Below are 25,224 nucleotides of genomic sequence, written 5' to 3' on the forward strand. Positions count from 1 at the left end.
ACCACCTCCCCGACCCCCAAGGGGTGCGCCGATGACCACCACTCGTTCCGGGCGGGCCTGGACATCCCAGCTCTCCGCCTATCGCGCCGCGGTCCAGCGCCGGGTCCTCCTCGTGCTCACCGCGGTCCAGGTCGTCGCGGGAATCGGCGCCGCGGCCGGGGCCGCCGCCGGAACGCTCGCCGTCCGGCACCTGTCCGGCAGCGACACCGTGGCCGGATTCGCGCAGGTCGGGGTGCTCCTGGGCGCAGCGCTCGCGGCGGTGCCCGTCGCCCGGCTCGCCGCGAGCCGGGGCCGCCGCCCCGCCCTGGCCTTCGGATACGGCTGCGGCCTGCTCGGCGCGCTGGTCGCGGCGGGCGCCGTCGCCGCCGGGTCGTGGCGGCTCCTGCTCGCCGGGCTCGTGCTGCTCGGCGGCGCGACCGCGGCGGGCCTCGCCGCGCGGTTCGCCGCGACCGACCTGTCCCGGCCCGGGCACCCCGCCCGCGACCTCAGCATCGTCGTCTGGGCGGCCACCGGAGGGTCCGTCGCCGGGCCGCTCATAGCCGGGCAGGTGGACGACACCGGAAGCCACCTCGGTGTCTACGCGCTCACCGCCGTCGTCTTCGCGATGGCCGCCGTCGGGATCGTCGCCGGACTGCGCCCCGACCCGCTCCAGGTCGCCCATGAGGGCAGCGCGCGCGGCGCGATCGCCCCCGAGCGGTCACTGCGCTCGGCCCTGGGCGTCCTCGGCCGCTCCCCTAGCGCGCGGGTGTCCGTCATGGCCATCGCGGTGAGCCACACCGCGTCCCTCGCGCTGCTCGCGGCGACCTCCCTGCAACTCGACCGGGGCGGCGCCGACGCGGCGGACCTCGGGATCGTCCTCAGCCTGCACGTCGCGGGCATGTACGTGCTGTCGCCGCTGATCGGGTGGTGCGCCGACCAGCTCGGCCATGTGCCCGTGCTGCTGGGCGGCCAGGTGCTGCTCGTGCTCGCCGCGCTCACCGCGGGGCTCGCCGCGCCCGGCGCGGTCGCGCAGTCCGGGGCGGCGCTGGTGCTCCTCGGCGTCGGCTGGTCCTGCGGTCTCGTCGCCGGGTCCGCCCTGCTCACCGAGTCCGTGCCGGTCGACCTGCGCCCCTCGGTCCAGGGCCTGTCGGACCTCCTCATGAACGCCGGGGCCGCCGTCGGCGTCCTGGTGGCCGGCCTCCTGGTCACCGCCGACGCCTACACGGTCCTGCCCGGCACCCTCCTCGTCCTCGCCCTCCCCATGGCCACCGCCCTCCTCCTGGCCCGCCGCATCGCCCCGGCCGCGCAGTCCACGCAATCCATGCGATCCATGCGATCCATGCCGCCCGCACCGGCCCCGCCGGCCCCCGCGCCCCCCACCGGTACGCTGCCGCCCGCCTGGCCCCCTCCCAGCGGCTCCTCAGGCCATCTGCTCACCTGATCTCACGGCACCGCCCGCCAAGCGGCCCCCTCCCCCTCGGGACGGGGCCGCTTCGCCGTTCCCGGACCCCGGGAAAGATCCCGACAATGCGTCGATATCATGCCGACATGTTGTCGATAAAACCCCTCCGCACGGAGGTCGGCCGATGTTCCTAGCCCTGCGCGAACTGCGCTTCGCCCGTGCCCGCTTCGGTCTCATGGGCGCCGTCGTCGCGCTCATCGCCGCACTGATGGTGCTGCTGTCCGGGCTCGCCGACGGCCTCGTGGACGACGGCGTCTCCGGCCTGAAGCGCCTGCCGGTCACCTCCTTCGCCTTCGAGAGCGGCGTCCAGCACGACGCCGCGTTCACCCGCAGCGTCGTCGACACCGCCGACGCGGCGACCTGGACCGGACGGACGGGCGTCACCGCCGCCGCCCCGTTCGGCCTGTCCCTCGCCAACACCGAGAGCGACCGCGGCGTCGAACTCGACCTGGCGCTGTTCGGCGTGGAGGCCGGGTCGTTCCTCGCCCCGGCCGCCGCCCGCGGCACCGGCCTCGGCTCCCCCGACGGCATCGTCGTCAGCCCCACCGCGCTCGCCGACGGACTGGCTCTCGGCGACACCGTCACCGTCGATCGGATAGGCACCCGCCTGAAGGTGGTCGGGGTGCTCGACGCCCAGCACACCTTCGGCCACGTGGACGTCGCCTACCTCCCACTGCGCGTCTGGCAGGAGGTCCACGCGGGGCTGCGCCCCGGCGAGAACGCCTCCCCGCGCGTCTACGAGCAGGCCACCGCCATCGCGGTCCGCGGCGAGGGAGCGGACCTCGCCGCCGCCGACCAGGCCGCGGGCACCGAGAGCCTCACCCTCAAGGAGTCCTTCGACGCCTCCCCCGGATACCGCGCCGAGACCTCGACGCTGCTGCTCATCGAGGTGTTCCTGTACGCCATCTCCGCACTCGTCGTCGGGGCGTTCTTCACCGTCCTGACGATCCAGCGCAAGCCCGAGATAGCCGTGATGCGCGCGATGGGCGCCCCGACCGGCCACCTCCTGCGGGACGCCCTGGCCCAGGCCCTGATCCTGCTGCTGGCCTTCGTCGCCCTGGGCGTCGCGGTCGGCGTCGGGCTCGGCGCGTTCATGGACGGCGGCGGCGTGCCGTTCCGGCTGGCCGCCGGATCCGTCGCGGGCGCGGCGGCCCTGCTCGTCGCGCTCGGCACGGCGGGCGCCCTCCTCGCCGTGCTGCGCATCGCCTCCGTCGATCCGCTGACCGCGCTGGGAGGAGCCCGATGAGCGCCACCTCGACCACCCCGGACGGCCTCGCCCTGCGGGGTGTGTCCCTGCGGCTCGGCGACGGCGAGGAGTACGTCCAGGCCCTCGACGGGGTCGACCTGACCGTCGCCCGCGGCGAGTTCGCCGCCGTCGTCGGCCCGTCGGGCGCGGGCAAGTCGAGCCTCCTCGCGGTCGCGGGCGGGCTCACCCGGCCGACCTCGGGCACGGTGACGGTCGCGGGGCGCGACCTGCTCGCCGGTTCCCGGCGGGACCGGGCGCGGCTGCGCCGCGAGGAGATCGGGTTCGTGTTCCAGTCCGGCAACCTCATCCCCGCGCTCACCGCCGCCGAGCAGCTCGTCCTGCCCACCCGCTGGGCGGGCCGCGGCGGGCGCCGGGGACCCGGGGCACGGACGCTGCTCGCCGACCTCGGCCTCGCCGACAAGGCCGACCGGCGGCCCGACCGGCTGTCCGGCGGGGAGCGCCAGCGCGTCGGCATCGCCCGCGCGCTCGTGACCGCGCCCAGCCTCGTCCTGGCCGACGAGCCGACGGCCTCGCTCGACCGGGCCCGCAGCCACGAGGTGGTGGCGCTGCTGGCCCGCGAGGCTCGGGCCAGGAACGTCGCCGCGGTCATGGTGACGCACGACCTGGACGTCCTGGCGCACTGCGACACCGTCTACGAGATGATTGACGGGAGGCTGACACGCGCACAGTGAGGGGGGCCCGTGCCGAAGATCCAGGCGGCCACGGTCGCCGAGCACCGCGCCCTTCGGCGCCGTGCCCTGCTGGACGCGGCCCGGGCCATCCTCGCCGAGACCGGCGGCAAGGAGCCGCCGGGTCTCGGGGCGGTCGCCGAGCGCGCGGGCCTGGCGCGCCCGAGCGTCTACCAGTACTTCAAGTCCCGCGACGCGCTGCTCGCCGCCCTGATCGAGGACATGTTCCCGCAGTGGACGGCCTTCGTGAACGCCCGGATGGACGAGGCGGAAGGGGACGGCGCCAAGATCCTCGCCTACGTGGAGGCCAACCTCCACCTCGTGGCGAGCGGCGAGCACGCGATCGTCCAGGCGCTGGCCACCCTCGCCGACAGCGAGGTGGTGATGCGCTCCAGCGGGGCGCTGCACGAGGGACTGCGCGGGCCGCTGGTCGCCGCGCTCGCCGCGCACGGGGCCGCCCGGCCCGAGGAGACCGCGGACCTCCTGCACTCGATCGTGCTGCGCGCGGGCAGGATGATCGAGGAGGGCCTGGACGAGCGCGCCGCCTCCGGCCTCGTCCGCGAACTCCTCGGCCCGTACCTGCGCCTCACCCCGTGAGAGGTCAGGGGCGGAGTTCGAGGGTGCAGCACTTGGGGCCGCCGCCGGCCTTGTGGAGTTCGGTGAGGTCGACGGGGACCGGCTGGTAGCCCTCGGCTTCGAGGGTGCGGGCGAGATCTGTCGCGGCCGCGGTGAGGACGACGTGCTCGCCGTCGCAGACCGCGTTGAGGCCGAACTCGACGGCGTCGGCCTCGGCCGCCTCGACGGCCTTGGGGAAGCGCTCGCGGAGGAGGGCGAGGCTCTCGGTGGCGAAGGCTCCCGGGTAGTAGCAGATGTTGTCCCCGCCGAGCGTGAACAGGGCGGTGTCCAGGTGGTAGAAGCGCGGGTCGACGAGGCGGAGCGACAAGACGGGGCGGCCGAGGAAGTCCTCGGCCTCGCGATGGGCGGCGAGGGTCGTGCGAAAGCCCGTACCGGCGAGGATGACGTCGTCCAGGGTCAGCAGGTCGCCTTCGCCCTCGTTCACCTCGCGGGGGCTGCGTACCTCGGCATAGCCGTGGGCGCGGAACCACGCCTCGTAAGCCGGGCCCTCGGCCGCGCGCTCAGGGTGGACGAACCGGGCGCCGTAAACGCGGCCGTCGACGACCGTCGCGCCGTTGGCGGCGAACACCATGTCGGGCAGTCCGGGCTCCGGTTCGATGAGCTCCACGGTGTGGCCCAGGCTGAGGTGGACCGCGCGCAGGGCCTCCCACTGCTTAACGGCCCTTGCCGGGTCGGCGCCGCGCGCGGGATCCATCCAAGGGTTGATGGTGTAAGTGACGTCGAAGTGGGTGGGTCGACACATGAGGTAGTGGGCCATGCCGCAACTGTAGAAAGCGGAAAGGCGCGAACCAATGCGTCGATCATGCGTTCTACCCGTAAATCATTGCGTGATCGATGGGCTGGACAGCGAATCATTCAGGGGTAATGCACGCCCGTCAGTTCCTCCGACGCCTCCCACAGCCTGCGGCCGTGCTCGGGGTCGTCGCCGCGCGGGTGCAGGGCGGTCCGGACGGGCGCGCCGCGCGCGAGCAGCCGGGGGCCGTAGCACTCGCCGCCGCGCGCCGCTGGGTCGGTCGCCGCGCGCAGCGTCGGCAGCGCGCCCGCCGCGCCGGACTGGGCGAGGACCCGGCCGAGCGTGTAGGTCACGGCCTCCGCCCGGCTCCCGCTGGACTTCGCGGAACTCGCGGTGAGCTCGGTGTCGGCGTAGCCGGGGTGCGCGGCGAGGCTCGCGACGCCGGGGACCCGCCGGCCGAGTTCCTTGGCGAACACGAGGTTGGCGAGCTTGGCACGGCCGTAGGCGAGCCACTTGGAGTAGTTCCGCTCGCCCTGGAGGTCGGTGAAGTCGATGCTGCGGGCCGCGTTGGACATCAGGCTGGTCACCGTGACGACCCGGCCGCCTTCGCGCCGCAGGAGCGCGGGCAGCAGCAGACCGGTGAGCGCGAAGTGGCCGAGGTGGTTCGTGCCGAACTGCCGCTCGAACCCGTCGGCGGTCACCGCGCGCGGGATCGCCATGACGCCGCCGTTGTTGATGAGCACGTCGAGCGGTTCCTTCACCTGCGCGTCGGCGAAGGCCCGGACGGAAGACAGGTCGGCGAGGTCGACGATCCCGAGGGAGACCCGCGCCCCGGGCACGGCCTTGGCGATGCCGGCCAGCGCGGCCTCACCGCGCTCCGCGCTCCGGCAGGCCAGCACCGTGTCGGCGCCGTGCCGGGCCAGCTCCAGCGCGGTCTTGAGCCCGATCCCGCTGTTGGCGCCGGTGACGATCACACGCCTGCCGGCAAGGTCGGGGATGTCCGCCGCCGTCCAACCCATCGCACACTCCCGAGTCGCGCGCTCGACCGACCAAGCGCTCGATTGTTCCTGGGACGTGAACTTAGACCGGCGGTCCATGGAGGGCAAGAGCGGCGGACACCCGCACGGGGATCAAGCGGTCAGGGCGGCTTCGACGGCCGCGACGAGGGTGTCGTCGTCCGGTTCGGTCTGGGGGGAGAAACGGGTGACGGAGCCGTCCGGAGCGACGAGGAACTTCTCGAAGTTCCAGCGGATGTCACCGGTGTGGCCGGTGGCGTCCGGGACGTCCACGAGGGCGGTGTACAGGGGGTGCCTGTCCGGGCCGTTCACCTCGACCTTCTCGGTGAGCGGGAAGGAGACGCCGTACGTCGTCGAGCAGAACGTGGCGATCTCCTCCGCGGTGCCCGGTTCCTGGCCGAGGAACTGGTTGCAGGGCACGCCGAGAACGGTGAAACCGCGCTCGGCGTACTTCTTCTGGAGCTCTTCCAGCCCCGCGTACTGAGGGGTGAGACCGCACTTGGAGGCGACGTTGACCACGAGCACGGCCTTGCCCTTGTACCGGGCCAGATCGGCCGGTCCACCCTGGAGAGATCCGATCTCCACATCGAGAGCACTCATGCGGCGATCTTACGGACCTCCACCCGGATGGCGAGGTGTCGGGGGTGAGGTGTCAGGTGCCCAGCCTGTTCACGAACGTGGCGAGCTGTGTCCCCGCGTCACCGATCGCCGAGAACGCGTTGTTCACCACCTCGGCCGCGGCCGCGGGCTGGCTCAGCAAGTAGAACGCCACGAAGGCGATCGCCACCAGTCGGACGTTCCTATTGTTCAACATGCGTGCCGTCCCTAAGTACGCTGTGACACGACTGACCCGATTCAGTTGTGCCCACCGATGGATGTCCGCAAAGAGACTTTCGTGTGGCTTCTTCGCCACCCGTTTCCGGGCCCATCGTAAGACGTGGACGGCAAGTTGGGGGCCCCGGGATCCGAAGATCCCGGGGCCCCGTCGATTATGTCGTGTCAGGGGATCGCACTCGTCATGAACGTCGAGAGCGAGTCGGCTGCACCACCGAGTCCGTTGAGCGTCCCCTGGACTACTCCGGCGGCACCGTCCGGTCGATTGACGACGTACCAGACGAGGAACGCGATACTTCCCCATTTGAGATACTTCTTGATCATGACAACCACACCTTCGGTCCACACACGGTCACCCGGAGTGATGCCCCGTGCGTAGCCGGTTACCCCACCCGTAATGTTAAAAAATCACTTGAGGCCGTCTGGAACGGGGGAATCCTTACGAAGCGCCGCGAACAGGGCTTCCGACTTGGCCTCGTCCCATACGACGTAGCTTCCCACCGCACCTGATCCGAACCTGCCGAACGGCACACTGAGTGTCTGGCCGTCACCGCCGGTGAGACCGCGCATGGCCCACATCATCCGGCCGAGGTTCAACAGGGACGAGCCCTCGTCCACGGTGAAGTTGCCCGTGGAGTTCCAGGCGAGGGGAACGCTGCGGAACGGGTTGAGGAGGGTGCCGGGCGAGGTGGCCTTCTCGATCAGGGCCGAGAAGAACTCCCGCTGGTTCTTGATCCGCTCCAGGTCGCCGTTGGCGTACTGCCGGGTGCGCACGTAGCCGAGGGCCTGGCCGCCGTCGAGCGTCTGGCAGCCCTTCTTGAGGTTCAGGCCCGCCTTGACGTCCTTCAGCCGCTTCTTCACGCAGATGTCGACGCCGCCGACCGCGTCCACCACCCCGACGAACCCGCCGAAGCCGATCTCCGCGAAGTGGTCGATGTAGATCCCGGTGGCCTTCTCGACGGTCTGGGCCAGGAGCGCGGCCCCGCCGAACGCGTAGGCGGCGTTGATCTTGTTCATGCCCTTGCCGGGGATCTCCACGTAGGAGTCGCGCGGGATGCTCAGCAGGGTCGTCCCGCCCTCGCCGTAGTGCAGCAGCATGATCGAGTCCGTGCGCTTGCCTTCGGCCTTGCCCGTCTTGAGCTTCTTGCGGTCCTCGGCGGTCAGGCCCTCGCGGCTGTCGGAGCCGACGATCAGCCAGTTCGTCCCGGGGGTGTCCTCGATCCTGCCCGTGTAGTCCGGCAGGGCGTCCTCCTTCTGGAGGCGGCCGTCCAACGAGACGTAGCCGACGCCCAGCAGCACCGCGAGCGCGACCAGGACGGCCACGCCGATCCGGCGCTTGCGGCCGCGGCGGCGGCGCGGGGGCTGCGGCTCTTCGGCCGTTGACGGGGGCGCGTACACCATCTGCGGTCTCCTCGGGTGGTCTGTGCTGGTCCAAAGGTATGAGAGAGGGCGAACTCCGCGCATCGACCTGGCGGATCGGTTACATGACCCTCTTCCGTACGACGCGACACGGTCCACGTCACTCCGGCGGGTGACACTGGGACCACGGAACCCGGAAGTCAGGAGGACGATGCGGATCCGACCGCGATCTCCCGAGCCCCAGCAACCCGCCGAACCCCAGGCCGCCCCCGCCGCGGACCGGCCCGAGCCCCCGGACCAGCCGAAGCTCTCCGAGCACCGCTGGACCGCGCACACCGCCGAACTCGCCCAGACCGGCGTGCGCCAGGTCGCCCGAAGACTACCCGCCCTGATCGGCCAGGCGATGTCCCTGGCCTGGCGGGCCAACCGCCGCGACACCGCCGCCGCCGTCGGCCTGAACATCGCGGCGGGGCTGTTCACCGCCTTCGGCCTGCTGGCCACCACGGGCGTCCTCACCGCCCTGTTCTCCGCGGGGCCGACCCCCGACCGGGTCCGCGAGGCGCTGCCCTCACTGGTGCTCGTGGCCTCGGCCTTCGCCCTCCAGGGGGCGCTCCAGGCGGGCGCGGGCTGGGCGCAGGCCCGGCTGGAGCCGCAGATCGAGCGGATCGTGGAGATGCGGCTGTACCGGCTGAGCACCGGGATCGACCTCGCCGCGCTGGACGACCCGGACTTCCTCGACGACCTGAAGCGGGCCGAGATGCGCGGGATGCTCGCCGCGCCGACCATGGTCCGGCACACCATCGACCTGATCACCGGGCTCGTCGGCGTGATCGCGGCGGCGGGCGCCCTCGGCGTGCTGCACCCGGTGCTGCTGCCACTGCTGCTGCTCACCGCGGTGCCGCTGGCCTGGGCCTCGGTCCGCACCGCCCGGATGCGCTACATCACCATCCTCACTCTGGTCGCCAGCCGGCGCCGCCGGGGCATCCTGTCGGACCTCATGACGAACCGGGTCCAGGCCGCCGAGGTCCGGTCGTTCACCGTCCGCGATCTCCTCCTGCGCCAGTACCACGACCTCGCCACGCACGAGCGCGACGTCGAACTGGACCTGACCCGCAGGCAGGCCGCCACCAGGGTCCTCGGGGACGCCCTCCAGGGGATCGCAGGGACCCTGGTGTACGTGGCGCTCGGCCTTCTCCTATGGCGGGGCGCGGTGCCCTTGGCCGTCGCCGGAGCCGCCGTCCTGGCGATCAGGACGGGCCGGACCTCCCTGGCCAACCTCGTCTACGCCGTCAACCGGTGCTACGAGGAGGGCCTCTACTTCGCCGACTACCTCCGGTTCTGCGCCATCGCCGAGACCCGCCTCCCGGTCCTGGAGGAGGCCCCCCTCACGCCGCCCGCCCGGTTCGGGGTGATCCGGACGGAGGACGTGACCTTCACCTATCCCGGCGCCGACGCCCCGTCCCTGCGCGGGGTGACGGTCGAGCTGCGCCGGGGCGAGATCGTCGCCCTGGTCGGGGAGAACGGCTCGGGCAAGACCACCCTCGCCAAGATCCTCGCCGGGCTGTACTTCCCGCAGTCCGGCCGGGTCCTGTGGGACGAGGTCCCGCTGGGCAGGGTCGACCCCGAGGAGCTGCGCGAGCGCATCGCGGTCGTCGCCCAGGACCACACGCACTGGCCGATGACCGCGCGGCAGAACGTGATCATGGGCAGGCCGGACGTGGCGGCCGCGGTGGACGCCGCGGTGGCGGCCTCCGGCGCGGACGAGGTGATCGCCGAACTCGCGCACGGCTACGACACCCTCCTGGACCGGAGGTTCGACGGAGGCGCGGAACTGTCGGGCGGGCAGTGGCAGCGGCTGGCGGCCGCGCGAGGCTTCTACCGCGACGAGCCCCTGCTCATCTGCGACGAGCCTTCGGCGGCGCTGGACGCGAGGGCCGAGCACGCGCTCTTCGAACGGATCCGCTCGCACGCCCGAGGCAGGACCGTGCTTCTCATCACGCATCGGCTCGCGAGCGTCCGGATGGCCGACCGCGTCTATGTCCTAGAAAAAGGAGAAATCGTAGAACACGGGGACCATCTCAGCCTTATGTCCGATGGCGGACTTTACGCCGATCTCTATACGCTTCAGGCGAGCGCTTATCACGCGTCCACACCTCCGTGAACCGGGCGTAGGGTGAGCAAGTGACAATCCCCCGGTTGCCTGAACACCTCGAACTGCTGGTCACCGATGAGCCCGTCTTCGACGTCTACGCGCACGGTCCGTGGCGCGTGCCGGACGGGCTCATCGAGGAACTGACCGCGCGGGCGAAGGCGTTCGCGGCCGACGATCGGGGCAAGGAACTCGCCCAGTCGCTCACCAGCTTCTACGCCGAGGACACCTCGGTCCTCGGCGCGGAGCTGTTCTCGCTGATCACCTTCCTGATGGGCGCCTCCGCCGTGCGCGCCGGCGTCCGCGGCGACATGGACTACGAGCTGCTGCTGTCGTTCCTGGCCAACCCCGAACCCGCGGTCCGCGACACCGTCGCCTGGTTCAGCCAGTCCGGCCGGTGGCGGCCCCCGACCCTCTGGCTGGCCGACCCCGCCGCGCACGACCCCGCCAAGCGCGAGCTGATGTTCACCCTGGCCCGCGAGGCCCTCGACGTCTTCGAGGGGCTCGAGCCGCTGGACGCCCGCCGCCGCGCCCTCATGGCCCTGCACGACCGCCGCGACGCCGAGCAGACCGCGCAGGACGCCGCGGTGCCCGTCGGGGAGCTGACGGGGATCTGGGCCGCGCGGGCCACCCCCGAGGAGCTGGCGCTGGTGCCGGAGCTGGCCGGGACCGTCGGCTACCTCCAGTGGTCGGCCGAGGGGTTCATCGCCGCGCACGAGCGGCTGAGCGGGACCCTCGCCACCGACCCCGTCGAGACCGCGCTCGCCAGGCTGCTGCTCCAGGCCGGGCAGACCGCCCCGCCCGCCGACCTCGCGATCGCGCTCGGCACCGCCCGGTACGAGAACGTCGTGGAACGGATGGCCGCGCTCCAGCCCGAATGGGCGCTGGAACCCTGGCAGCAGGGGCTGCGGTCCTGGCTGTCGCGGCTGCTCGTCGCCGGAGAGGCCGACGCCTGCCGGGCCTGGCTGGACATGGCGGTCCGGGTCACCGGCTGCGTGCAGGGCCTGCCCGAGGCCGCCGCACACCCCGCGATGCACACGCCCGTCCGCTGGTTCCAGGCCGACCTCCGGCGCCTGTTCGGCCGCCGGACCGTCGTGCCGAACGCGCTCACCGAGAAGCTCCGCCGGGACGTCCCGGTCATCACCGGCGCCGAGGACGACCTCCCCGAGCCCTATGACGTCCCGGGCAAGGCCCTCGTCGGCCAGCCCGAGCTGGTCAAGGCGATCGGCGCGGCCCTGGACGGCGACGGCCCGGTCCGGATGCTCGTCGCCGGGCCCGAGGCCACCGGCAAGGGCACCGGCGCCGAGGTGCTGGAGAAGGCCCTCATCGAGTCCGGGCGCATCCGTGAGGCCCTGTGGGTGTCGGACCAGGTCTTCCCCTCCCTGACCCTCTCCGACGGCGTCCTGTGGCTCCAGGCGCGCGTGAAGGAGTGCCTGGACGGCCGTCAGCTCCTCGTGATCGAGAACCTGGACAAGCTGCTGTCCTACGAGCGGTCCGGCCCCTCCGTGCTGGAGGAGCTGCGCCGGCTCATGGCCCGCAACAAGAACCTGCACGTGCTGGCGTTCGCCCGGCCGGGCGGCGACGAGCGGCTGTTCGCCGCGAACCCCGGCCTCGTCCGGGCGCTGCGGATCGCGCACACCCGCGACTTCGGCGAGCCCGAGTACACCGAGCTGTTCGTCCGGGCGGTCCGCGCCCGCGAGATGAACGTGGCGCGGACCGTCGCGGCCACCGCGGGCGTGCTGCTGTCGCGCACCCCGCCGATGCTGAACCTCCGCAACGCCCGCCTGGTGGACTTCCTCGCCGACCAGGCGGTGGCCGCCGCCGCGGCGCGCCGCGCGGGCCGGGTCACCGCCAAGGACCTGCCGCAGCGCCTCGTGCCCGGCGACGCCTCGGCCGTCGACCCGCTCGCCGAACTCGCCGCCTGCGTGGGCATCGAGCCGGTCAAGCGGGAGATCGCCGCGCTGGTCGCCGAGGCCAAGGCCGCCAAGATGCGCCGCGAGGCCGGGATGGCCGTGCCCGCGCGGCCCAGGCACCTGGTCTTCACCGGCAACCACGGGACGGGCAAGAGCCGCGTCGCCCGCATCCTCGGCCGGATCTACGCCGAGCTGGGCGTCCTGTCGACCGGCCATCTGGTCGAGGTCGACCGGGCCGACCTCGTGGGCGAGTACACCAGCGAGAGCGGGCCGAAGGTCCGGCGCGCGATCGAGCGGGCGCTCGGCGGCGTGCTGCTGGTGGCCGACGCGCACACCCTGGGCTCCTCGGAGTCCCCGCGCGACCGGGAGGCCCTCGACGTCCTGCTCACCTCGATCCAGGCGCACACCGATGAGCTCGTGGTCGTGCTGTCCGGCCCGGACGCGGCGATCAACGGCCTGCTCAAGGGCGACGCCGACCTCTCCCGCTCCTTCACCAAGATCGTCCGCTTCCCCGACCTCACCCCGGAGGAACTCGTCGAGGTCTTCCGGGTCAAGGCCGCCGAGAGCGGGTTCGCCCTCGCCGACGGCGTCCTGGACCAGGTCCGGGCGCTGGTCAAGGCGGGTCCGCGCGGCACCAACGCGCGCCTGATGACGAGCCTGCTCGACCGGGCCATCGCGCTCCAGTCGCGGCGCGTGCTGGAGGACGGGGTCGTCGACGACACCGAGTCGCTGGACGAGATCCTGCCGGACGACCTGCCGAACACGCTGGCCTCCACGGGCCGGATCGAACTGCCCGGCGACCCCCTCGCCGACATCGACGGGCTCATCGGCCTGGACGCCGTCAAGCAGGAGGTGCACCTGCTCGTCGCCGAGGCGAAGGCCGAGAAACTGCGCCGCGAGGCGGGCATCCCGATCACCTCACCGACCCGGCACATGGTCTTCACCGGCAATCCCGGCACCGCCAAGACGACCATCGCCCGGCTCATCGCGGCCGTCTACGCCAAGCTCGGGCTGCTGTCGTCGGGCCACCTCGTCGAGGTGTCCCGGGCCGACCTCGTCGGCGAGTACATCGGGCAGACCGCGCCGCGGGTGCGCGCCGCCGTCGAGCGGGCGCTCGGCGGAGTCCTGTTCATCGACGAGGCCTACTCGCTGACGCCCGCCGACTCCTACCAGGACTACGGGCACGAGGCGGTCGCCGAGCTGCTCAAGCTGATGGAGGAGCACAGGTCGGACCTCGTGGTGATCGTCGCCGGATACGAGGGCGAGATGCTGCGGTTCCTGGACTTCAACCCGGGCCTCGCCTCGCGTTTCCCGACCGTCCTGGCCTTCCCCGACTACTCGGACGACGACCTCGTCGCGATCTTCACGTTCATGGCCGAGCAGTCCGGGCTCACCCTGGACGAGGCGATCCCGGCCCGGCTCGCGGAGATCCTGCGGCTCACCCCGCGCGGGTCCTCGTTCGGCAACGCCCGCCTGATGCGCAACCTCCTGGACCGGGCCCGCTCACTCCAGGCGCGCCGCATCACCACCGGAGAGCCGCTCGCGGACGTCCGGCGGCTCCTCCTGGAAGACCTCCCGGACAACCCGGCGAAGCCCGCGGACATCCCCATGGGCCAATACCTCTGACCTGCGCCGACGCGGCGGCGCAGGGCTGTGCTGCACCCATGAGCCCGGAGACAGGCGCTTGGAGAACCCGGCTTCGCCGGGGAGCCCGTCTCCGGGCTGTACCCATGAGCCCGGAAACGGGCTCATGGAGAACCCGGCTTCGCCGGGGAGCCCGTCTCCGGGCTGTACCCTGCCCGTCGGTACGGACGATCTTCTGCGAACATGTGTTCGTGTCCGATGGTATGTTCGAATCCGCGCGCGCGACGATCCTGCACGCCGACCTCGACGCGTTCTACGCGTCGGTCGAGCAGCGCGACGACCCGCGGCTGCGCGGGTTGCCGGTGATCGTCGGCGGCGGGGTGGTGCTCGCCGCCAGCTACGAGGCGCGCGCGTTCGGCGTGCGCACCGCGATGGGCGGCGGTCAGGCGCGGCGGCTGTGCCCGCAGGCCGTGGTCGTGCCGCCCCGGATGGCCGCCTACACCGAGGCCAGCCGTGCCGTCTTCGCGCTCTTCCGGGACACCACGCCGCTGGTGGAGGGCCTGTCGATCGACGAGGCGTTCCTCGACGTCGGGGGCCTGCGCGAGATCGCCGGGACGCCCGAGGAGATCGCGGTGCGGCTGCGCCGGCGCGTCCGGGAGGAGGCCGGGCTGCCGATCACCGTGGGGGTGGCCCGCACGAAGTTCCTGGCGAAGGTCGCGAGCGGTGTCGGCAAGCCCGACGGCCTGCTCGTGGTGCGGCCCGACCGGGAGCTCGAGTTCCTGCACCCCCTGCCGGTCGGCCGACTGTGGGGCGTCGGGCCGATCACCGCGGCCCGGCTCGGCGGGCTGGGCGTGCGAACGGTCGGCGACGTGGCCGCGCTGCCGGAGCCGGTCCTGGTCTCGGTGCTCGGCCGTTCCTCCGGGAGGCATCTGCACGCCCTCGCCCTGGGCCGCGACCCACGCGCGGTGACGCCCGGGGTGCGGCGCCGCTCGATGGGCGCCCAGCGCGCGCTGGGTCGGCGTCCGCGCACCCCCGAGGAGCTCGACGTGATCGCGCTCGGCCTGGTCGACCGGCTCACCGGCCGGCTGCGCAAGGCCCGCCGGGTCTCCCGGACCGTCACCTTGCGGCTGCGCTTCGCCGACTACACACGCGCCACCCGCAGCCGTTCCCTCCCGCAGGCGACCGCGGAGACCGACGCGATCCTGCGGGCCGTGCGTCGGCTGCTCGGCGACGCGCTGCCGCTGATCGGCGCACGCGGCATCACCCTGCTCGGCGTGGCGCTCGGCGGTCTGCACGACGACGCGGCGGTACAGCTCGCACTGCCCCTCGAAGGCGAGGTCCCGCACGGCGCCCTGGACCCGGCCCTGGACGCGGTGCACGCCAGGTTCGGCCGGTCCGCCCTGTCCCGCGCGGTCCTCCTCGGCCAAGCCGACGCCCAGGAGACACCCCTCCTCGACGAGCCGTAGGGAACAAATGCCGCAAATACCATTCCCCTCAAAGAAATAGCACGAAGCACTAATGGACGTCGGCCGTGAATGTACTACCTGTACGGCATATCATGATTTGAATGCTTGACAGCCTTCGGTGAACCACTTAGCGTCCCTTGCGTACGGTTTTTGCCGCGCCGTCCAGGACTTTCCCATCGCAGAACGCCATTACCGGATCTCCCCGCCACTCCCCTGAGCGCCGCACCGCGGATCCCCATTCCGCATGCCCCCACCCGCGCCGTCCATCGCCGTTCCGACTCGTCCGCCGTTTCTCGTGAAGGAGATGCGTCCGTGCCGCGTCAGCTCGTCCCCGATGCCCGCGCCCGGTGATCGGGGCCGCAGCGAGCCCCGCCCCGCTCCGCGCCCGGGTGGGCGCCGCCGTCGACTCCCGCGCCGCCCAGCGGTTCATCACCTTCGTCATCCTGGTCAATGCGGCGACCCTCGGCTGCGAGACCTCCCCCTACCTCCTCGACCGCTACGGCACGGTGCTGCACCTGCTCGACCACGTCGCGCTCGGCGTCTTCTGCGTGGAGCTCGCCCTGCGGCTCTACGCCCACAGGCTCGCGCTCTTCAAGGACCCGTGGAGCTGCTTCGACGCCCTCATCGTCGGCATCGCCGTGCTGCCGACGTCCGGCGGGCTGTCGGTGCTGCGCGCGCTGCGCATCCTGCGGGCGCTGCGCCTCATCTCGGTCGTGCCGAGCATGCGCCGGGTCGTCTCGGCGCTGCTCACCGCGATCCCCGGGATCGTCTCCATCACCGGCCTGCTGTCGCTCATCCTCTACGTGTCCGCGGTGATGGCGACGAAGCTGTTCGCGCGGATCGACCCCGAGCACTTCGGCACCCTCAGCAAGTCCGCGTTCACCCTGCTCCAGATCATGACCGGCGAGGGCTGGTCGGACATCGCACGGGCGATCATGCCGATCCAGCCCTACGCCTGGATCTTCTTCTTCATCTACATCCTGATCTCGACCTTCGTCGTGCTGAACCTCTTCATCGCCATCACCGTCAGCGCGATGGAACCGGAGGTCCTGGGCGACCTCCAGGACGAACTGGAACAGCTCGAGCAGCGCGAGCAGGCGTCCGACACCCTGATCCTGGAAGAGCTGCGCGCGCTGCGCGCCGAGGTCGCCGCCCTCCGCGAGCGGTGACGCGAGGTCAGTCCTCGGACTCCTCCTCGTCGTCCTCGAAGACCTCGTCCAGCAGCTCCCCGGCGACCATGCCCGCGACCACGCCGCCCGCGACGCCCGCGGCCACGCCGGCCCAGCCGGGCCCTCCGCTCCCGTGCCCGTGGTGCCCGTGCGCGTAAGGGTCGTGCGCGTAGGGGTCGTGGTGCCCGTGCGACGCGCCGGGGAACCCTCCCGCGGCGACGGCGTCGAGCCACTGGACGAGGACGGACGGCCAGTCGGCGCGCACCGCCTCGTCGTGCGCGAGGGCGAAGCGGCCCAGCGCGTCGCCGCCCGCGCCGAACGGGCCGCCGCGCCTGTCGGCCTCCAGGATGACGGTGAGGTTCCACGGATCGGCGACGAACGTCAGCTCGACCTCGTCGACCCGGCCCCGGTAGCCGGCCGGCGGGTGGAACTCGATCTCCTGGTAGAAGGGCAGCCGCTGGTCGACGCCGTGCAGGGCGCCGTACTCGACGTCGGCGCCCTTGAACGCGAAGCCGAGCGCGCCGAAGCCCTCGAGGACCGCGGCCTGGGACGGGAGCGGGGTGACCTCGAACGCGTCGAGGTCGCCCTTGTCGACGCCCGCCGCGACCGCGAGTTCGGTCCGGACGCCCATCGCCATCCCGCGCAGGGGCGTGCCGTAGAACGACGTCACGGGCGTCTCCCACGGGACGGCGAGTTCGAACGGGATCGCGGTGCGCTGCCCGGCGGCGAGCCGGAAGCCGCCCGAGACGTCCGCCCGGAAGAACTCGGCGTCGCCGGTGGCCTCGCCCTCCCCGTGCTCGACCTCGATCCGGGTGACGAGCCCGAGGCCGATCCGCTGGAACTCCACGTCGTAGTCGGCCGCCTGGACCCGCACCTCGCCGCGCAGGGTCCCCCCTGGCGGACACGACGGCGTGTGCAGCACGGTGTCGACGGTCGGACCGCCGATCCCCAGTGAGCCCAGCATTCTCTTGAAGATCACGAAGATTCCTCCCCCGCGCCGGCGGAACGGCGCGTCCGGCGAGCATGGACCGGGCTACTATTACACCCGTAGTTCTCACCGACAAACTACAGCTGTAGTAAGTCGTCCCGCCCACGAACCTCCGGGAGCCGTCCGTGCAGAGACGCCAGCTCGGGCAGCTGGAGGCCGAGGTCCTCGCCGCCCTGTCCGAAACGCCGGACCGGGCGCTGTCGACCGCGGAACTCCAGGCCCGCATCCCGGGCGATCCCGCCTACACCACGATCAACACCGTGCTGTTCCGCCTGCACGACAAGGGCCTGGTCACCCGGGAACGCGACGGCAGGTCGTTCCGCTACCGGATCGCGGTCGACGAGGCCCGGCTCGTCGCCGGGCGGATGCACGACCACCTGCGCTACGCCAGCGACTCCTTCAACGTGCTGAGCCAGTTCGTCAAGACGCTCAGCCCCGCCGAGGAGGAGGCGCTCCGCCGGATCCTGGAGGACGGGTGAACGCCTGGACCTTCCTCCCCACGGCGCTCACGCTCGCGCTGTCGGTCGTCCTCGGCCTCGCGCCGCTCCCCCTGCACCCGATGTGGTCGGCGAGGATCCTCGGCACCGTCGCCGCCACGACCCTGCTCGCCACCGCGGGCACCCTGTTCTTCGTCATGGTGAACTACGGCGCGAGCCTGCACCCGCAGGCCGTCGACCGGCTCCCCGAATGGGCGCTCATCGGCGACGACCGGCCGATCCCCGCGACGCTCGGCGTCCCGGCCACCGTGCTGTTCGGCGCGCTCTGCCTCACCGCCGCGGTCGTCGCACTGCGCTCGGCCGCGGAGGTGCGCCGCGCCACCGCGGACGCGCGGGCGATCCTGGAGACCGACGTGCCCATCGCCGTCGCCGTCCCCGGCCGCAACGGCGGCGTGCTCGCCTCGCGCGGCCTCCTCGCCGCCCTCGACCCGCGCGAACTACGGGTGGTCTTCGAGCACGAGGGCGCCCATCTGCGGTACGCGCACCACCGCTACCTCGCCGTCGCGGCCCTCGCCGCCGCGTGCGTGCCGCCGCTGCGGCCGCTGCGGTCCCGGCTCCGCTTCGCGCTGGAGCGCTGGGCCGACGAGGAGGCCGCCGAGGCCGTCGGCGACCGCGAGCAGGTGGCCAGGACCATCGCCCGGGTCGCCCTGCTGCAACGCCCTCCGGCCCCCGGCCCGCTCCTCGCCTTCGCCGACTCCGGCGTCGTCGGGCGCGTGCGCGCGCTCCTGGTCCGCGCCCCCGACCGCAACCGCATCAGCGGCCCCGCCGTCCTGCTCGGCACCGGCCTCACCACGGCCGCCCTCGCCCTCACCGCCCTCCAACTCGACCAGGCCTTCCGCCTGACCTTCCTGTGACGCGCGACCGAGTACGCGCGGCCGTGGAGTCCCGGACGTTCCAGCGGTTCGTCACCGCGGTCATCGTCGTCAACGCGGTGACGCTCGGGTGTGAGACCTCGCCGTACCTGCTCGACCGGTTCGGCGGGCTCCTGCACCTCCTCGACCGGACGGCCCTCGCGTTGTTCGTCGCGGAGCTCGTGCTGCGCCTCCACGCCTACCGCCTGGCGTTCTTCCGCGACCCGTGGAACTGCTTCGACGCGGGCGTCGTCGCGGTGTCGCTGATCCCTGCGTCGGGCGGGCTGTCGGTGCTGCGCGCGCTGCGCATCCTGCGGGCGCTGCGGCTCATCTCGGTGGTGCCGAGCATGCGCCGGGTCGTCTCCGGGCTGCTCACCGCGATCCCCGGCCTCGCGTCGATCACCGCGCTGCTCGGGCTGATCCTCTACGTCGCCGCGGTGATGGCGACCCGGCTGTTCGCCGCGGTGGACCCCGGGCACTTCGGCGACCTCGGCGCGTCGGCGTTCACCCTGTTCCAGATCATGACCGGCGACGGATGGTCGGACATCGCCCGGCCGATCATGGACGTGCACCCGTGGGCGTGGGCGTACTTCCTGCTCTACATCCTGATCTCGACGTTCGTCGTGCTGAACCTCTTCATCGCCATCACCGTCAGCGCGATGGAACCGCAGGTGCTCGGCGACCTCCAGGAGGGCCTCGACCAGCTGGAGCGCCGCGAGCAGTCCACCGACGCCCTCGTCCTGGAGGAGCTGAGGCGCCTCCGTGCCGAGATGGCCGACCTCCGTGCGACGGTCCGCGGGAGCACGGACGGCGGCGAGGCCCTCCGGGAGGTGCCTAGCCGATGACGGGCGAGTCGTAGGGCCAGGTCCATGGGGAGGGGCCGTAGCCGGGGAGCTCGCCCGCGTCGCGCTTCTTCGGCTTGTAGGGATTGCCTGACGGGTCGTAGTGCTCGCCGGGCTTGTAGCCCTTCCCCGGCTTGCCGCCCTTACCGCCTTTGCCGCCCATACCGCCCTTACCGCCTTTGCCCTGCGCGGTCTTCGGACAGTTGTCGAAGATCGTGCAGAAGAACTGATCCACGATCTCCGTGAGCTGGGAGACCAGGCCGTCGGAGGCACCCGTCGGGGGGCCTGGCGCGGCATGGGCGGGCGCGGCCCCGGCGAGCAGGGCGAGGAGCACGGCCGCGGCGGCCGTCCGGGCGGTCTTCATCGCACATCCCTTCGACACCTCGAAGGATCTCGGGACCGCACCGCCCGCCGCAGCCCGCATGGGCGAGACCGGACCGTACCTTGACCGTCCCTTGGCCGTCAGGCGCCGGGGTCGGTCGCGGGGCGCGCCCGCAGCGACCGCGCCAGCATCACCGCGGGCGCCACCGCGAGCAGCAGGGCAAGGGCGCCGTAGCCGTAGGCGAGGGACGCCGCGGTGGCGACGACGGCGACGAGCAGCGGGCCGCCCGCGTCACCGAGCTCCCTGCCGAGCTCGGCCGAGCCCATCGTCTGGCCGAGCCGCTCCTTGGGGGTCGACGCGGCGAGGGTGGCGAACCCGAGCGGGGTGATGAGGCCGGTGCCGACGCCGATGAGCACCGCGGCGAGCAGCACCCCCGCGACGCCCGGCAGCATCGCGCAGGCCAGGCCCGCAGCGGTCAGCGCGAGACCGGTGCCGAGGCCGCGGGACGCGGAGAGCCTGCCCTCGTCGAGTGCGCGTCCGGCGCGGGGCTGGACGAGTGCGCCGCACAGGGCGAGCACCGAGACCGCGGCGCCCGTCGCCACGGGGCCGAGGCCCGCCGCGGCGCCGGAGACCGGGAGGAAGCCCACGCCGACGGACAGCGCCGCGGTCGCGCCCGCGAGCGCGGCGGTCGGCCGCCAGAACTCCGGCGCCGACAGCCGCCGCGCCAGGTCGAGCACGGTCTGGCGGGCGCGCGGCAGCGGCGGCAGCGCCGGCACGGCGAGCGCCGCCCAGAGCGCCACTGCCGCGCCGAGCACGGCGAGCACCGCGAACAGCTCGCGCAGCCCGCCCGCCCACAGGATGACCGCGCCGAGCAGCGGGCCGAGGGTGTAGCCGAGGCTCTTGTAGAAGCCGTAGCCTCCGAAGGCCCTGCCGCGCTCCTCCTCCGGCGTCATCCGGGCGACCAGCGCCGAGGCCGCCGGGGAGAAGGCCGACGCCGCCGCGCCCTGCCCGAGCCGGGCCGCCCACAGCCAGGCCGGCCCGTCGGCCACGACGTACAGGGCGGAGGACGCGGCGAAGGCGGCGAGCCCGCCGAGCAGGACGGGCCGGGCGCCGATCCGGTCGGCGAGGGAGCCGAACACCGGTTTCAGCACGACCTCGGCGGCGTCGTACAGCGCCAGCAGGCCGCCGAGGACGAGCAGCGACGTCACCGCGTCGTCCGCGCCGAGGCTCGCGGCGATGCCGTGCGCTCCGAAAGCGGTGGTGAACCCGGCCGCGTACAGCGGCCACATCCTTCGGTTCCGGTGCATTTCTCTCCCTCGCAGCGTCGCCGACCGTGCATCATGCCGTCTTCGCGCCGCCCACGCGCGGGCGGGGCGCCTCGGGCGATGGATATACCTCTGCTTTTCCGTCCCTTGGTGGGAAGATCCCGACATGACTGCATCTGATGCGGAAGCGAAGGCCTCCGTCGCGGCGATGTTCGACAGGTCGTCCGCCACCTACGAAGGCTTGGAAGGCGAGTACTTCGCTCCGATGGGCCGCGCGCTGGTCTCCCGGGCCGGGATCTCCCCCGGGTCGCGCGTCTTGGACGTCGGATGCGGGCGCGGCGCGGTGCTGGCCGCCGCCGCGGCGGCCACCGGACCATCCGGCGCGGCGGTCGGCATCGACCTCGCGCCCGGCATGATCGAACGCGCGGCCGCGGCCGTCGCGGACCTGCCGTGGGTGTCCGTCGCGCTCGGCGACGCCGCCGATCCGGACTTTCCCGACGCCTCCTTCGACGCGGTCCTGGCCGGGCTCGTCATCTTCTTCCTGCCCGCGCCCGAGGACGCGCTCGCCGCCTACCGGCGCGTGCTGCGGCCAGGGGGGCGGCTCGCCTTCACCACGTTCGCGGCCCAGGACCCGCTGCTGGGCGCCGTCGTCAAGGCGCTGACCCCGCTGCTGCCGGGCGGGCCCGTCGAGCGGCCCGTCGACAGGTTCACCGGCACCGCCTCGATCGGCGCGCTGCTCGGCGACTGGGACGCCGTCGCGTTCGCCGTGGAGACGTTCGAGACGCCGTTCGCCGGAAAGGACGCGCTATGGGACTGGTTCTGGTCGCACGGCATGCGCGCGGTCCTCGAGCGGATCCCCGCCGACCGGCTCGACGAGGCCAGGGCGATCGCCTATGACGCCATGGATCCCGCGGTCGGCCCGGGCGGCGGGATCTTCTTGCGCACGTCGGTCCGGATCACCACGGCGATCCGCCCGGAGTAGGGGGACGCGCGTCCGCGCCGTTAAGAGTGGGACTTCAGGTAGTCCAGATAGAGCGGGCGCAGGGCATCGGCCAAAGGCTCCTCGCCGGAACCGATGAGATCGGTGACCAGGCCGAAGACCCGCATGATGTCGGTCTCGCTGCGCTCCAGGTCGCCGGAGGCGGCCTCGGCCGCGGGGATCGCGCGCAGCAGTTCCCAGAGGAAGCCGATGTCGTGGCGTTCCCTGGCCAGCTTGACGGCCCTGTCGTGCAGTTCGGGGGAAGTGAGGTCGTCGAGGTTCTGCGTCATGGGTCTCCCCTACCCCGTGCGTCCAAGGCGCATCCGCTACTTCGCGTCGGCGTAGCAGTCGACCACCGAAGTGTGCAGGGGGAAGACGACGGGGGTGTCGGCGAAAAGAAGGCGTCTGGCCTGCTCTGCGGCCTCCTCGACCTCCGCGGCGACGGCTTCGGCGTCGGCCTCCGGCGTGTGCACGATCACTTCGTCGTGCTGGAAGAAGACGATCTCGGCGGGCCCGGCGAGCAGCCTGCCGCGCAGCAGCGCGAGGAACGCCAGCGCCCACTCCGCGGCGGTGGCCTGCACGACGAAGTTGCGGGTGAAGCGCCCGCGCGACAGCGCCGCCGACCGGCCCGCCGAGGTGGTGATCAGCTCCCGGTAGGCGGCGTCCCCCGCCGGGCTCGCCCTGCCGAGCAGGGAGCTGACGGCCTGGCCGCGCTCGCCGGCCCGCGCCGCGGCCTCCACGTAGCCGAAGGCCGCGGGGAAGCGCCCGCGCAGCACCGCGAGCAGGGCGACCGCCTCGCCGGTGCCGCCGCCGTACATCGCCGACAGCATGGCGATCTTGGCCTTGTCGCGGGGGGAGGGGCCGTCCGGTGCCTCGGGGAAGGCGTCGGCGAGCGCCGCGTACAGGTCGCCCTGCGCGGCGGCCGCGGCGAAGGCCGCGTCGTCGGCGAGCGCGGCGAGCACCCGGGGTTCGAGCTGGGCGGCGTCGGCGACGACCAGGACATGGCCCGGGTCGGCGACGACCGCGCGGCGCAGCACCTTGGGGATCTGGAGGGCGCCGCCTCCCCGGCTCGCCCACCGGCCGGACACCACGCCTCCGACGACGTACTCGGGCCGGAACCTTCCGTCGCGCACCCAGGAGTCCATCCAGGACCAGCCGTGCGCGGTGTAGAGGCGGGCCAGTTCCTTGTACTCCAGTACCGCGGCCACCGCCGGGTGATCGACCCCGCGCAGCTCCCAGGCCCGGGTGGACGCGACCGTGTGGCCCGCCGCCGCGAACGCCTTCAGGAGCTGCTTGGGCGAGTCCGGGTTCAGGTGTCCCCCGAACGCGGCGCTGATCCCGTCAGCGAGGTCCTGGAGGAGGCGGGGCCGCATGCCGGGGGCCGGACGGGGGCCGAGGAGGCCGGTCAGCAGCTCGTCGTGGACGTCGGTGCGCCAGGGGACGCCCTCGCGGCTCATCTCGGCGGCGGCGAGGCCGCCCGCGGACTCGGCGGCCGCCAGCAGCCGCAGCGGGCCCAGCTCCGCCTCCTGGGCGCGGTGGACGGCCACCACGTCGGCCAGCGGGGTGGCCGGAGCGCCCCCGAACAACGAGGGCTGCGCCTCGTGACGGTGCTCGGCGGGTGCGGGGAGGCCCTGCCTGCGGGCCAGCGCCGCGGCGGCCGACCTCGGCTCGCCGAAGCCGTTCTCCCGGGCGAGGAGAAGGCCCTCGATCAGCTCCAGGTCGTAGCAGCGGGCCACGCGCACGCCGGACGCGAGCAGGCGGGCGTAATCCCGCGCGGAGGACTCCCACACCCAGCGGGGTTCTTCCGCGCGTTCCAGCCGGGCCACCTCCGCGGCCAGATCGGGCACGGTGCGGGGAGGCCCCACGGGCACGGCGCCTTCGAGGACCTGGAGGTCGCCCTCTTCGTCCTCGCCCCAGGCCACCGCTATGTTCACCCGCCCATTGTGCCCACCTGGTGTGACAGTCCTGACGGGGCGCTTCAACGGGGTCCGCCTTGGCCGGGTGCCTTGTTACAGGGGCACCCCATAGATCGCTCTGCGCCGGGGGAACTCGGTAAGGCTCCAGAGTTGCTTCTTCTCTCGCCACACCGTCAGGTCCTCGGGTCCGAAGGGGTAGTCGCGCACCTCGGGGACCGCGCCGGGCTCGGCCTCGAGTAGCTTGCCCCGGACGGCTCCCGTGCCCGCCTGGCTGAGGTACCACCGGCCCTTGTGGCAGGCCGCGCCCTGGATCTTGAAATCGGGTGCACGGTAGGCCTCGCAGGGCACGGCGACGCCTTTGTCGGCCGCCAGCGTGCCGTCCTCCTCCAGGTTCCAGCAGGCCAGTCTTCCAACGTCGCCCTGGACGTCGGTGTACTCGCCGGAGACGAGGCGGTCGGGGGCGCTGGAGCGGTCTATCGAGGCGAAGGAGAAGACGGGGCCGGTCGCGGTGAGCTTCCAGCAGTCGGTCTGCGGGAGCAGAAAACGGTACCCGTAGGCGTGGTACTTGCCTTCCCTGCGGCCGAACTTGGTGTGGTCGCCGACGTCGTCCTGCACCGAGCGGATGTCGAGGATGCCGCGCAGATCGAACACGCGCAGGCCCCGGGTGGTGTCGGCGATGTAGAGGAGGTCGCCGTACCAGGCGATGCCTCCCGCGTGGATGTCCACGGGGGCGTACGAACCGTCGGCCTTGGCGATGACGCACAGCACATGCCGGTACTTGGCCGTCTGCGGGTCGAGGAAGGTGAGGCGGACGCCGCGCTCCTCGGTGTCGACCTCGGGCTTCCAGTACCAGGAGGCGATGAAGGCCGGATCGCTGATCCCCGCGTCGGAGGCGCTGGTGAGCCCCTGCGGGTACCAGTCGCGGGTGTCGTCGTCGCCGTCCTCGAAGGTGAACCAGTCGGCGGGGCCGGGCCGCATGCCGTTGAAGGCCGTGGTGGCGCCCTTGCGCACGGCGGTCCGGTTCGCCCCCGCGAGGACCTTCGCGACGGGGACCGCCTTGAGGTCCTCGGCGAGCCGGGCCGCGCCTTCGGCGAGCCCCCCGGTGCGGCGGTGGAGGGTGTAGGGCTCCGGGGACACCGAGACCAGTTTTCGCATCGGACGACTATGCGACAAACCCCAACTTTTCGCCACAAGATCCACGGGAATTTAATCGGTGGCGTGTGCGGGGCCGACCGGCCTATGGTGATCGGAATCGGCGTGCGGCCTGGTCAGCGCGCCCTCGGCTCGGAAGGAACCTTGTGAAGAAGGTCATTGTGCGCGGCACCACTT

At 72.6% G+C, this 25,224-nt stretch carries 24 protein-coding genes; 12 read left to right on the forward strand and 12 right to left on the reverse strand.

The genetic code is table 11. The annotated features are described in order from the left end of the window. Nucleotides 1-31: 31 nt before the first annotated feature. The 4 genes from EDD29_RS32980 (at nt 32) to EDD29_RS32995 (ending at nt 3,973) form a co-directional block, all read left to right on the forward strand. Nucleotides 32-1,420 (forward strand): MFS transporter, encoded by a 1,389-nt coding sequence (locus EDD29_RS32980; protein ID WP_123668177.1) that lies wholly within the window; start codon nt 32-34, stop codon nt 1,418-1,420. A 145-nt stretch (nt 1,421-1,565) separates the two neighbouring features. Beyond that, nucleotides 1,566-2,687: an FtsX-like permease family protein gene (locus EDD29_RS32985; protein ID WP_123668178.1), complete on the forward strand. Its 1,122-nt coding sequence runs from the start codon at nt 1,566-1,568 to the stop codon at nt 2,685-2,687. After that, on the forward strand, nt 2,684-3,379 hold the full coding sequence (locus EDD29_RS32990) for an ABC transporter ATP-binding protein (protein ID WP_123668179.1): 696 nt from the start codon (nt 2,684-2,686) through the stop codon (nt 3,377-3,379). The genes EDD29_RS32985 and EDD29_RS32990 overlap by 4 nt, the downstream gene beginning before the upstream one ends. Nucleotides 3,380-3,388: 9 nt before the next feature. After that, complete coding sequence (locus EDD29_RS32995; protein ID WP_123668180.1) at nt 3,389-3,973, forward strand: TetR/AcrR family transcriptional regulator; 585 nt, start codon at nt 3,389-3,391, stop codon at nt 3,971-3,973. 4 nt (nt 3,974-3,977) lie between these two features. Here the strand turns inward: EDD29_RS32995 and ddaH are convergent, their stop codons facing one another. From ddaH to EDD29_RS33015, 6 genes are all read right to left on the reverse strand, one after another. Then, entirely contained in the window at nt 3,978-4,769 is a 792-nt protein-coding gene (ddaH, locus tag EDD29_RS33000; protein ID WP_246053126.1) for a dimethylargininase, read from the reverse strand. A 98-nt stretch (nt 4,770-4,867) separates the two neighbouring features. After that, the gene (locus EDD29_RS33005; protein WP_123668181.1) at nt 4,868-5,764 is read right to left on the reverse strand and encodes an oxidoreductase; all 897 of its coding nucleotides are present in this window, start codon (nt 5,762-5,764) and stop codon (nt 4,868-4,870) included. A 111-nt stretch (nt 5,765-5,875) separates the two neighbouring features. Further along, nucleotides 5,876-6,361, reverse strand: a complete 486-nt coding sequence (locus EDD29_RS33010) for a glutathione peroxidase (RefSeq protein WP_123668182.1) — start codon at nt 6,359-6,361, stop codon at nt 5,876-5,878. A 52-nt stretch (nt 6,362-6,413) separates the two neighbouring features. Continuing rightward, entirely contained in the window at nt 6,414-6,575 is a 162-nt protein-coding gene (locus EDD29_RS45885) for a hypothetical protein (protein WP_170201681.1), read from the reverse strand. 185 nt (nt 6,576-6,760) lie between these two features. Then, nucleotides 6,761-6,919 carry a hypothetical protein gene (locus EDD29_RS45890; RefSeq protein WP_170201682.1) on the reverse strand — a complete coding sequence of 53 codons (159 nt, stop codon included), beginning with the start codon at nt 6,917-6,919 and terminating at the stop codon, nt 6,761-6,763. Between the two features lie 84 nt (nt 6,920-7,003). Then, a complete protein-coding gene (locus EDD29_RS33015) occupies nt 7,004-7,996 on the reverse strand; it encodes an LCP family protein (protein ID WP_246053127.1) in 993 nt (330 codons plus the stop codon). A gap of 169 nt (nt 7,997-8,165) precedes the next feature. Here EDD29_RS33015 and EDD29_RS33020 point away from each other — a divergent pair, with 169 nt between their 5' ends. The 4 genes from EDD29_RS33020 to EDD29_RS33035 all read left to right on the forward strand — a co-directional run bounded on the left by EDD29_RS33020 (nt 8,166) and on the right by EDD29_RS33035 (nt 16,235). Continuing rightward, nucleotides 8,166-10,115 (forward strand): ABC transporter ATP-binding protein, encoded by a 1,950-nt coding sequence (locus EDD29_RS33020; protein WP_123668184.1) that lies wholly within the window; start codon nt 8,166-8,168, stop codon nt 10,113-10,115. A 35-nt stretch (nt 10,116-10,150) separates the two neighbouring features. After that, nucleotides 10,151-13,642 carry an AAA family ATPase gene (locus EDD29_RS33025; protein ID WP_123668185.1) on the forward strand — a complete coding sequence of 1,164 codons (3,492 nt, stop codon included), beginning with the start codon at nt 10,151-10,153 and terminating at the stop codon, nt 13,640-13,642. A gap of 221 nt (nt 13,643-13,863) precedes the next feature. Next, nucleotides 13,864-15,066, forward strand: coding sequence for a DNA polymerase IV (gene dinB / locus EDD29_RS33030; RefSeq protein ID WP_123668186.1), 1,203 nt, complete (start codon nt 13,864-13,866; stop codon nt 15,064-15,066). Nucleotides 15,067-15,413: 347 nt separating this feature from the next. Further along, nucleotides 15,414-16,235, forward strand: a complete 822-nt coding sequence (locus EDD29_RS33035) for an ion transporter (RefSeq protein WP_246053128.1) — start codon at nt 15,414-15,416, stop codon at nt 16,233-16,235. A gap of 7 nt (nt 16,236-16,242) precedes the next feature. On the opposite strand, the gene EDD29_RS33040 is transcribed toward EDD29_RS33035, so the two are convergent. Further along, entirely contained in the window at nt 16,243-17,214 is a 972-nt protein-coding gene (locus EDD29_RS33040; protein ID WP_123668188.1) for a sporulation protein, read from the reverse strand. A 134-nt stretch (nt 17,215-17,348) separates the two neighbouring features. On the opposite strand from EDD29_RS33040, the gene EDD29_RS33045 reads away from it, so the two are divergent. From EDD29_RS33045 to EDD29_RS33055, 3 genes are read left to right on the forward strand one after another with little or no spacing between them, the layout of a single operon-like run. Beyond that, nucleotides 17,349-17,702 (forward strand): BlaI/MecI/CopY family transcriptional regulator, encoded by a 354-nt coding sequence (locus EDD29_RS33045; RefSeq protein WP_123668189.1) that lies wholly within the window; start codon nt 17,349-17,351, stop codon nt 17,700-17,702. Beyond that, nucleotides 17,699-18,574, forward strand: a complete 876-nt coding sequence (locus tag EDD29_RS33050) for a M56 family metallopeptidase (protein WP_123668190.1) — start codon at nt 17,699-17,701, stop codon at nt 18,572-18,574. The genes EDD29_RS33045 and EDD29_RS33050 overlap by 4 nt, the downstream gene beginning before the upstream one ends. Continuing rightward, entirely contained in the window at nt 18,571-19,416 is an 846-nt protein-coding gene (locus EDD29_RS33055) for an ion transporter (RefSeq protein WP_123668191.1), read from the forward strand. Before EDD29_RS33050 ends, EDD29_RS33055 begins: the two co-directional genes overlap by 4 nt. Here EDD29_RS33055 and EDD29_RS46565 read toward each other — a convergent pair. Beyond that, nucleotides 19,406-19,777, reverse strand: coding sequence for a hypothetical protein (locus EDD29_RS46565; protein WP_211360061.1), 372 nt, complete (start codon nt 19,775-19,777; stop codon nt 19,406-19,408). The genes EDD29_RS33055 and EDD29_RS46565 overlap by 11 nt on opposite strands. A gap of 98 nt (nt 19,778-19,875) precedes the next feature. Then, nucleotides 19,876-21,042: an MFS transporter gene (locus tag EDD29_RS33065; protein WP_211360062.1), complete on the reverse strand. Its 1,167-nt coding sequence runs from the start codon at nt 21,040-21,042 to the stop codon at nt 19,876-19,878. Between the two features lie 124 nt (nt 21,043-21,166). Between EDD29_RS33065 and EDD29_RS33070 the strand changes: the two genes are divergently transcribed. Then, nucleotides 21,167-21,982 carry a class I SAM-dependent methyltransferase gene (locus tag EDD29_RS33070; RefSeq protein WP_211360063.1) on the forward strand — a complete coding sequence of 272 codons (816 nt, stop codon included), beginning with the start codon at nt 21,167-21,169 and terminating at the stop codon, nt 21,980-21,982. Between the two features lie 20 nt (nt 21,983-22,002). Here EDD29_RS33070 and EDD29_RS33075 read toward each other — a convergent pair whose 3' ends face one another. The 3 genes from EDD29_RS33075 to EDD29_RS33085 form a co-directional block, all read right to left on the reverse strand. Next, nucleotides 22,003-22,269 (reverse strand): hypothetical protein, encoded by a 267-nt coding sequence (locus EDD29_RS33075; RefSeq protein ID WP_123668194.1) that lies wholly within the window; start codon nt 22,267-22,269, stop codon nt 22,003-22,005. A gap of 36 nt (nt 22,270-22,305) precedes the next feature. Beyond that, the gene (locus EDD29_RS33080; RefSeq protein ID WP_123668195.1) at nt 22,306-23,913 is read right to left on the reverse strand and encodes a bifunctional 3'-5' exonuclease/DNA polymerase; all 1,608 of its coding nucleotides are present in this window, start codon (nt 23,911-23,913) and stop codon (nt 22,306-22,308) included. A gap of 75 nt (nt 23,914-23,988) precedes the next feature. Further along, a complete protein-coding gene (locus EDD29_RS33085; protein ID WP_123668196.1) occupies nt 23,989-25,050 on the reverse strand; it encodes a hypothetical protein in 1,062 nt (353 codons plus the stop codon). Between the last annotated feature and the right edge of the window lie 174 nt (nt 25,051-25,224).

It is taken from the genome of Actinocorallia herbida (assembly GCF_003751225.1).
Classification (GTDB): Bacteria; Actinomycetota; Actinomycetes; order Streptosporangiales; family Streptosporangiaceae; genus Actinocorallia; species Actinocorallia herbida.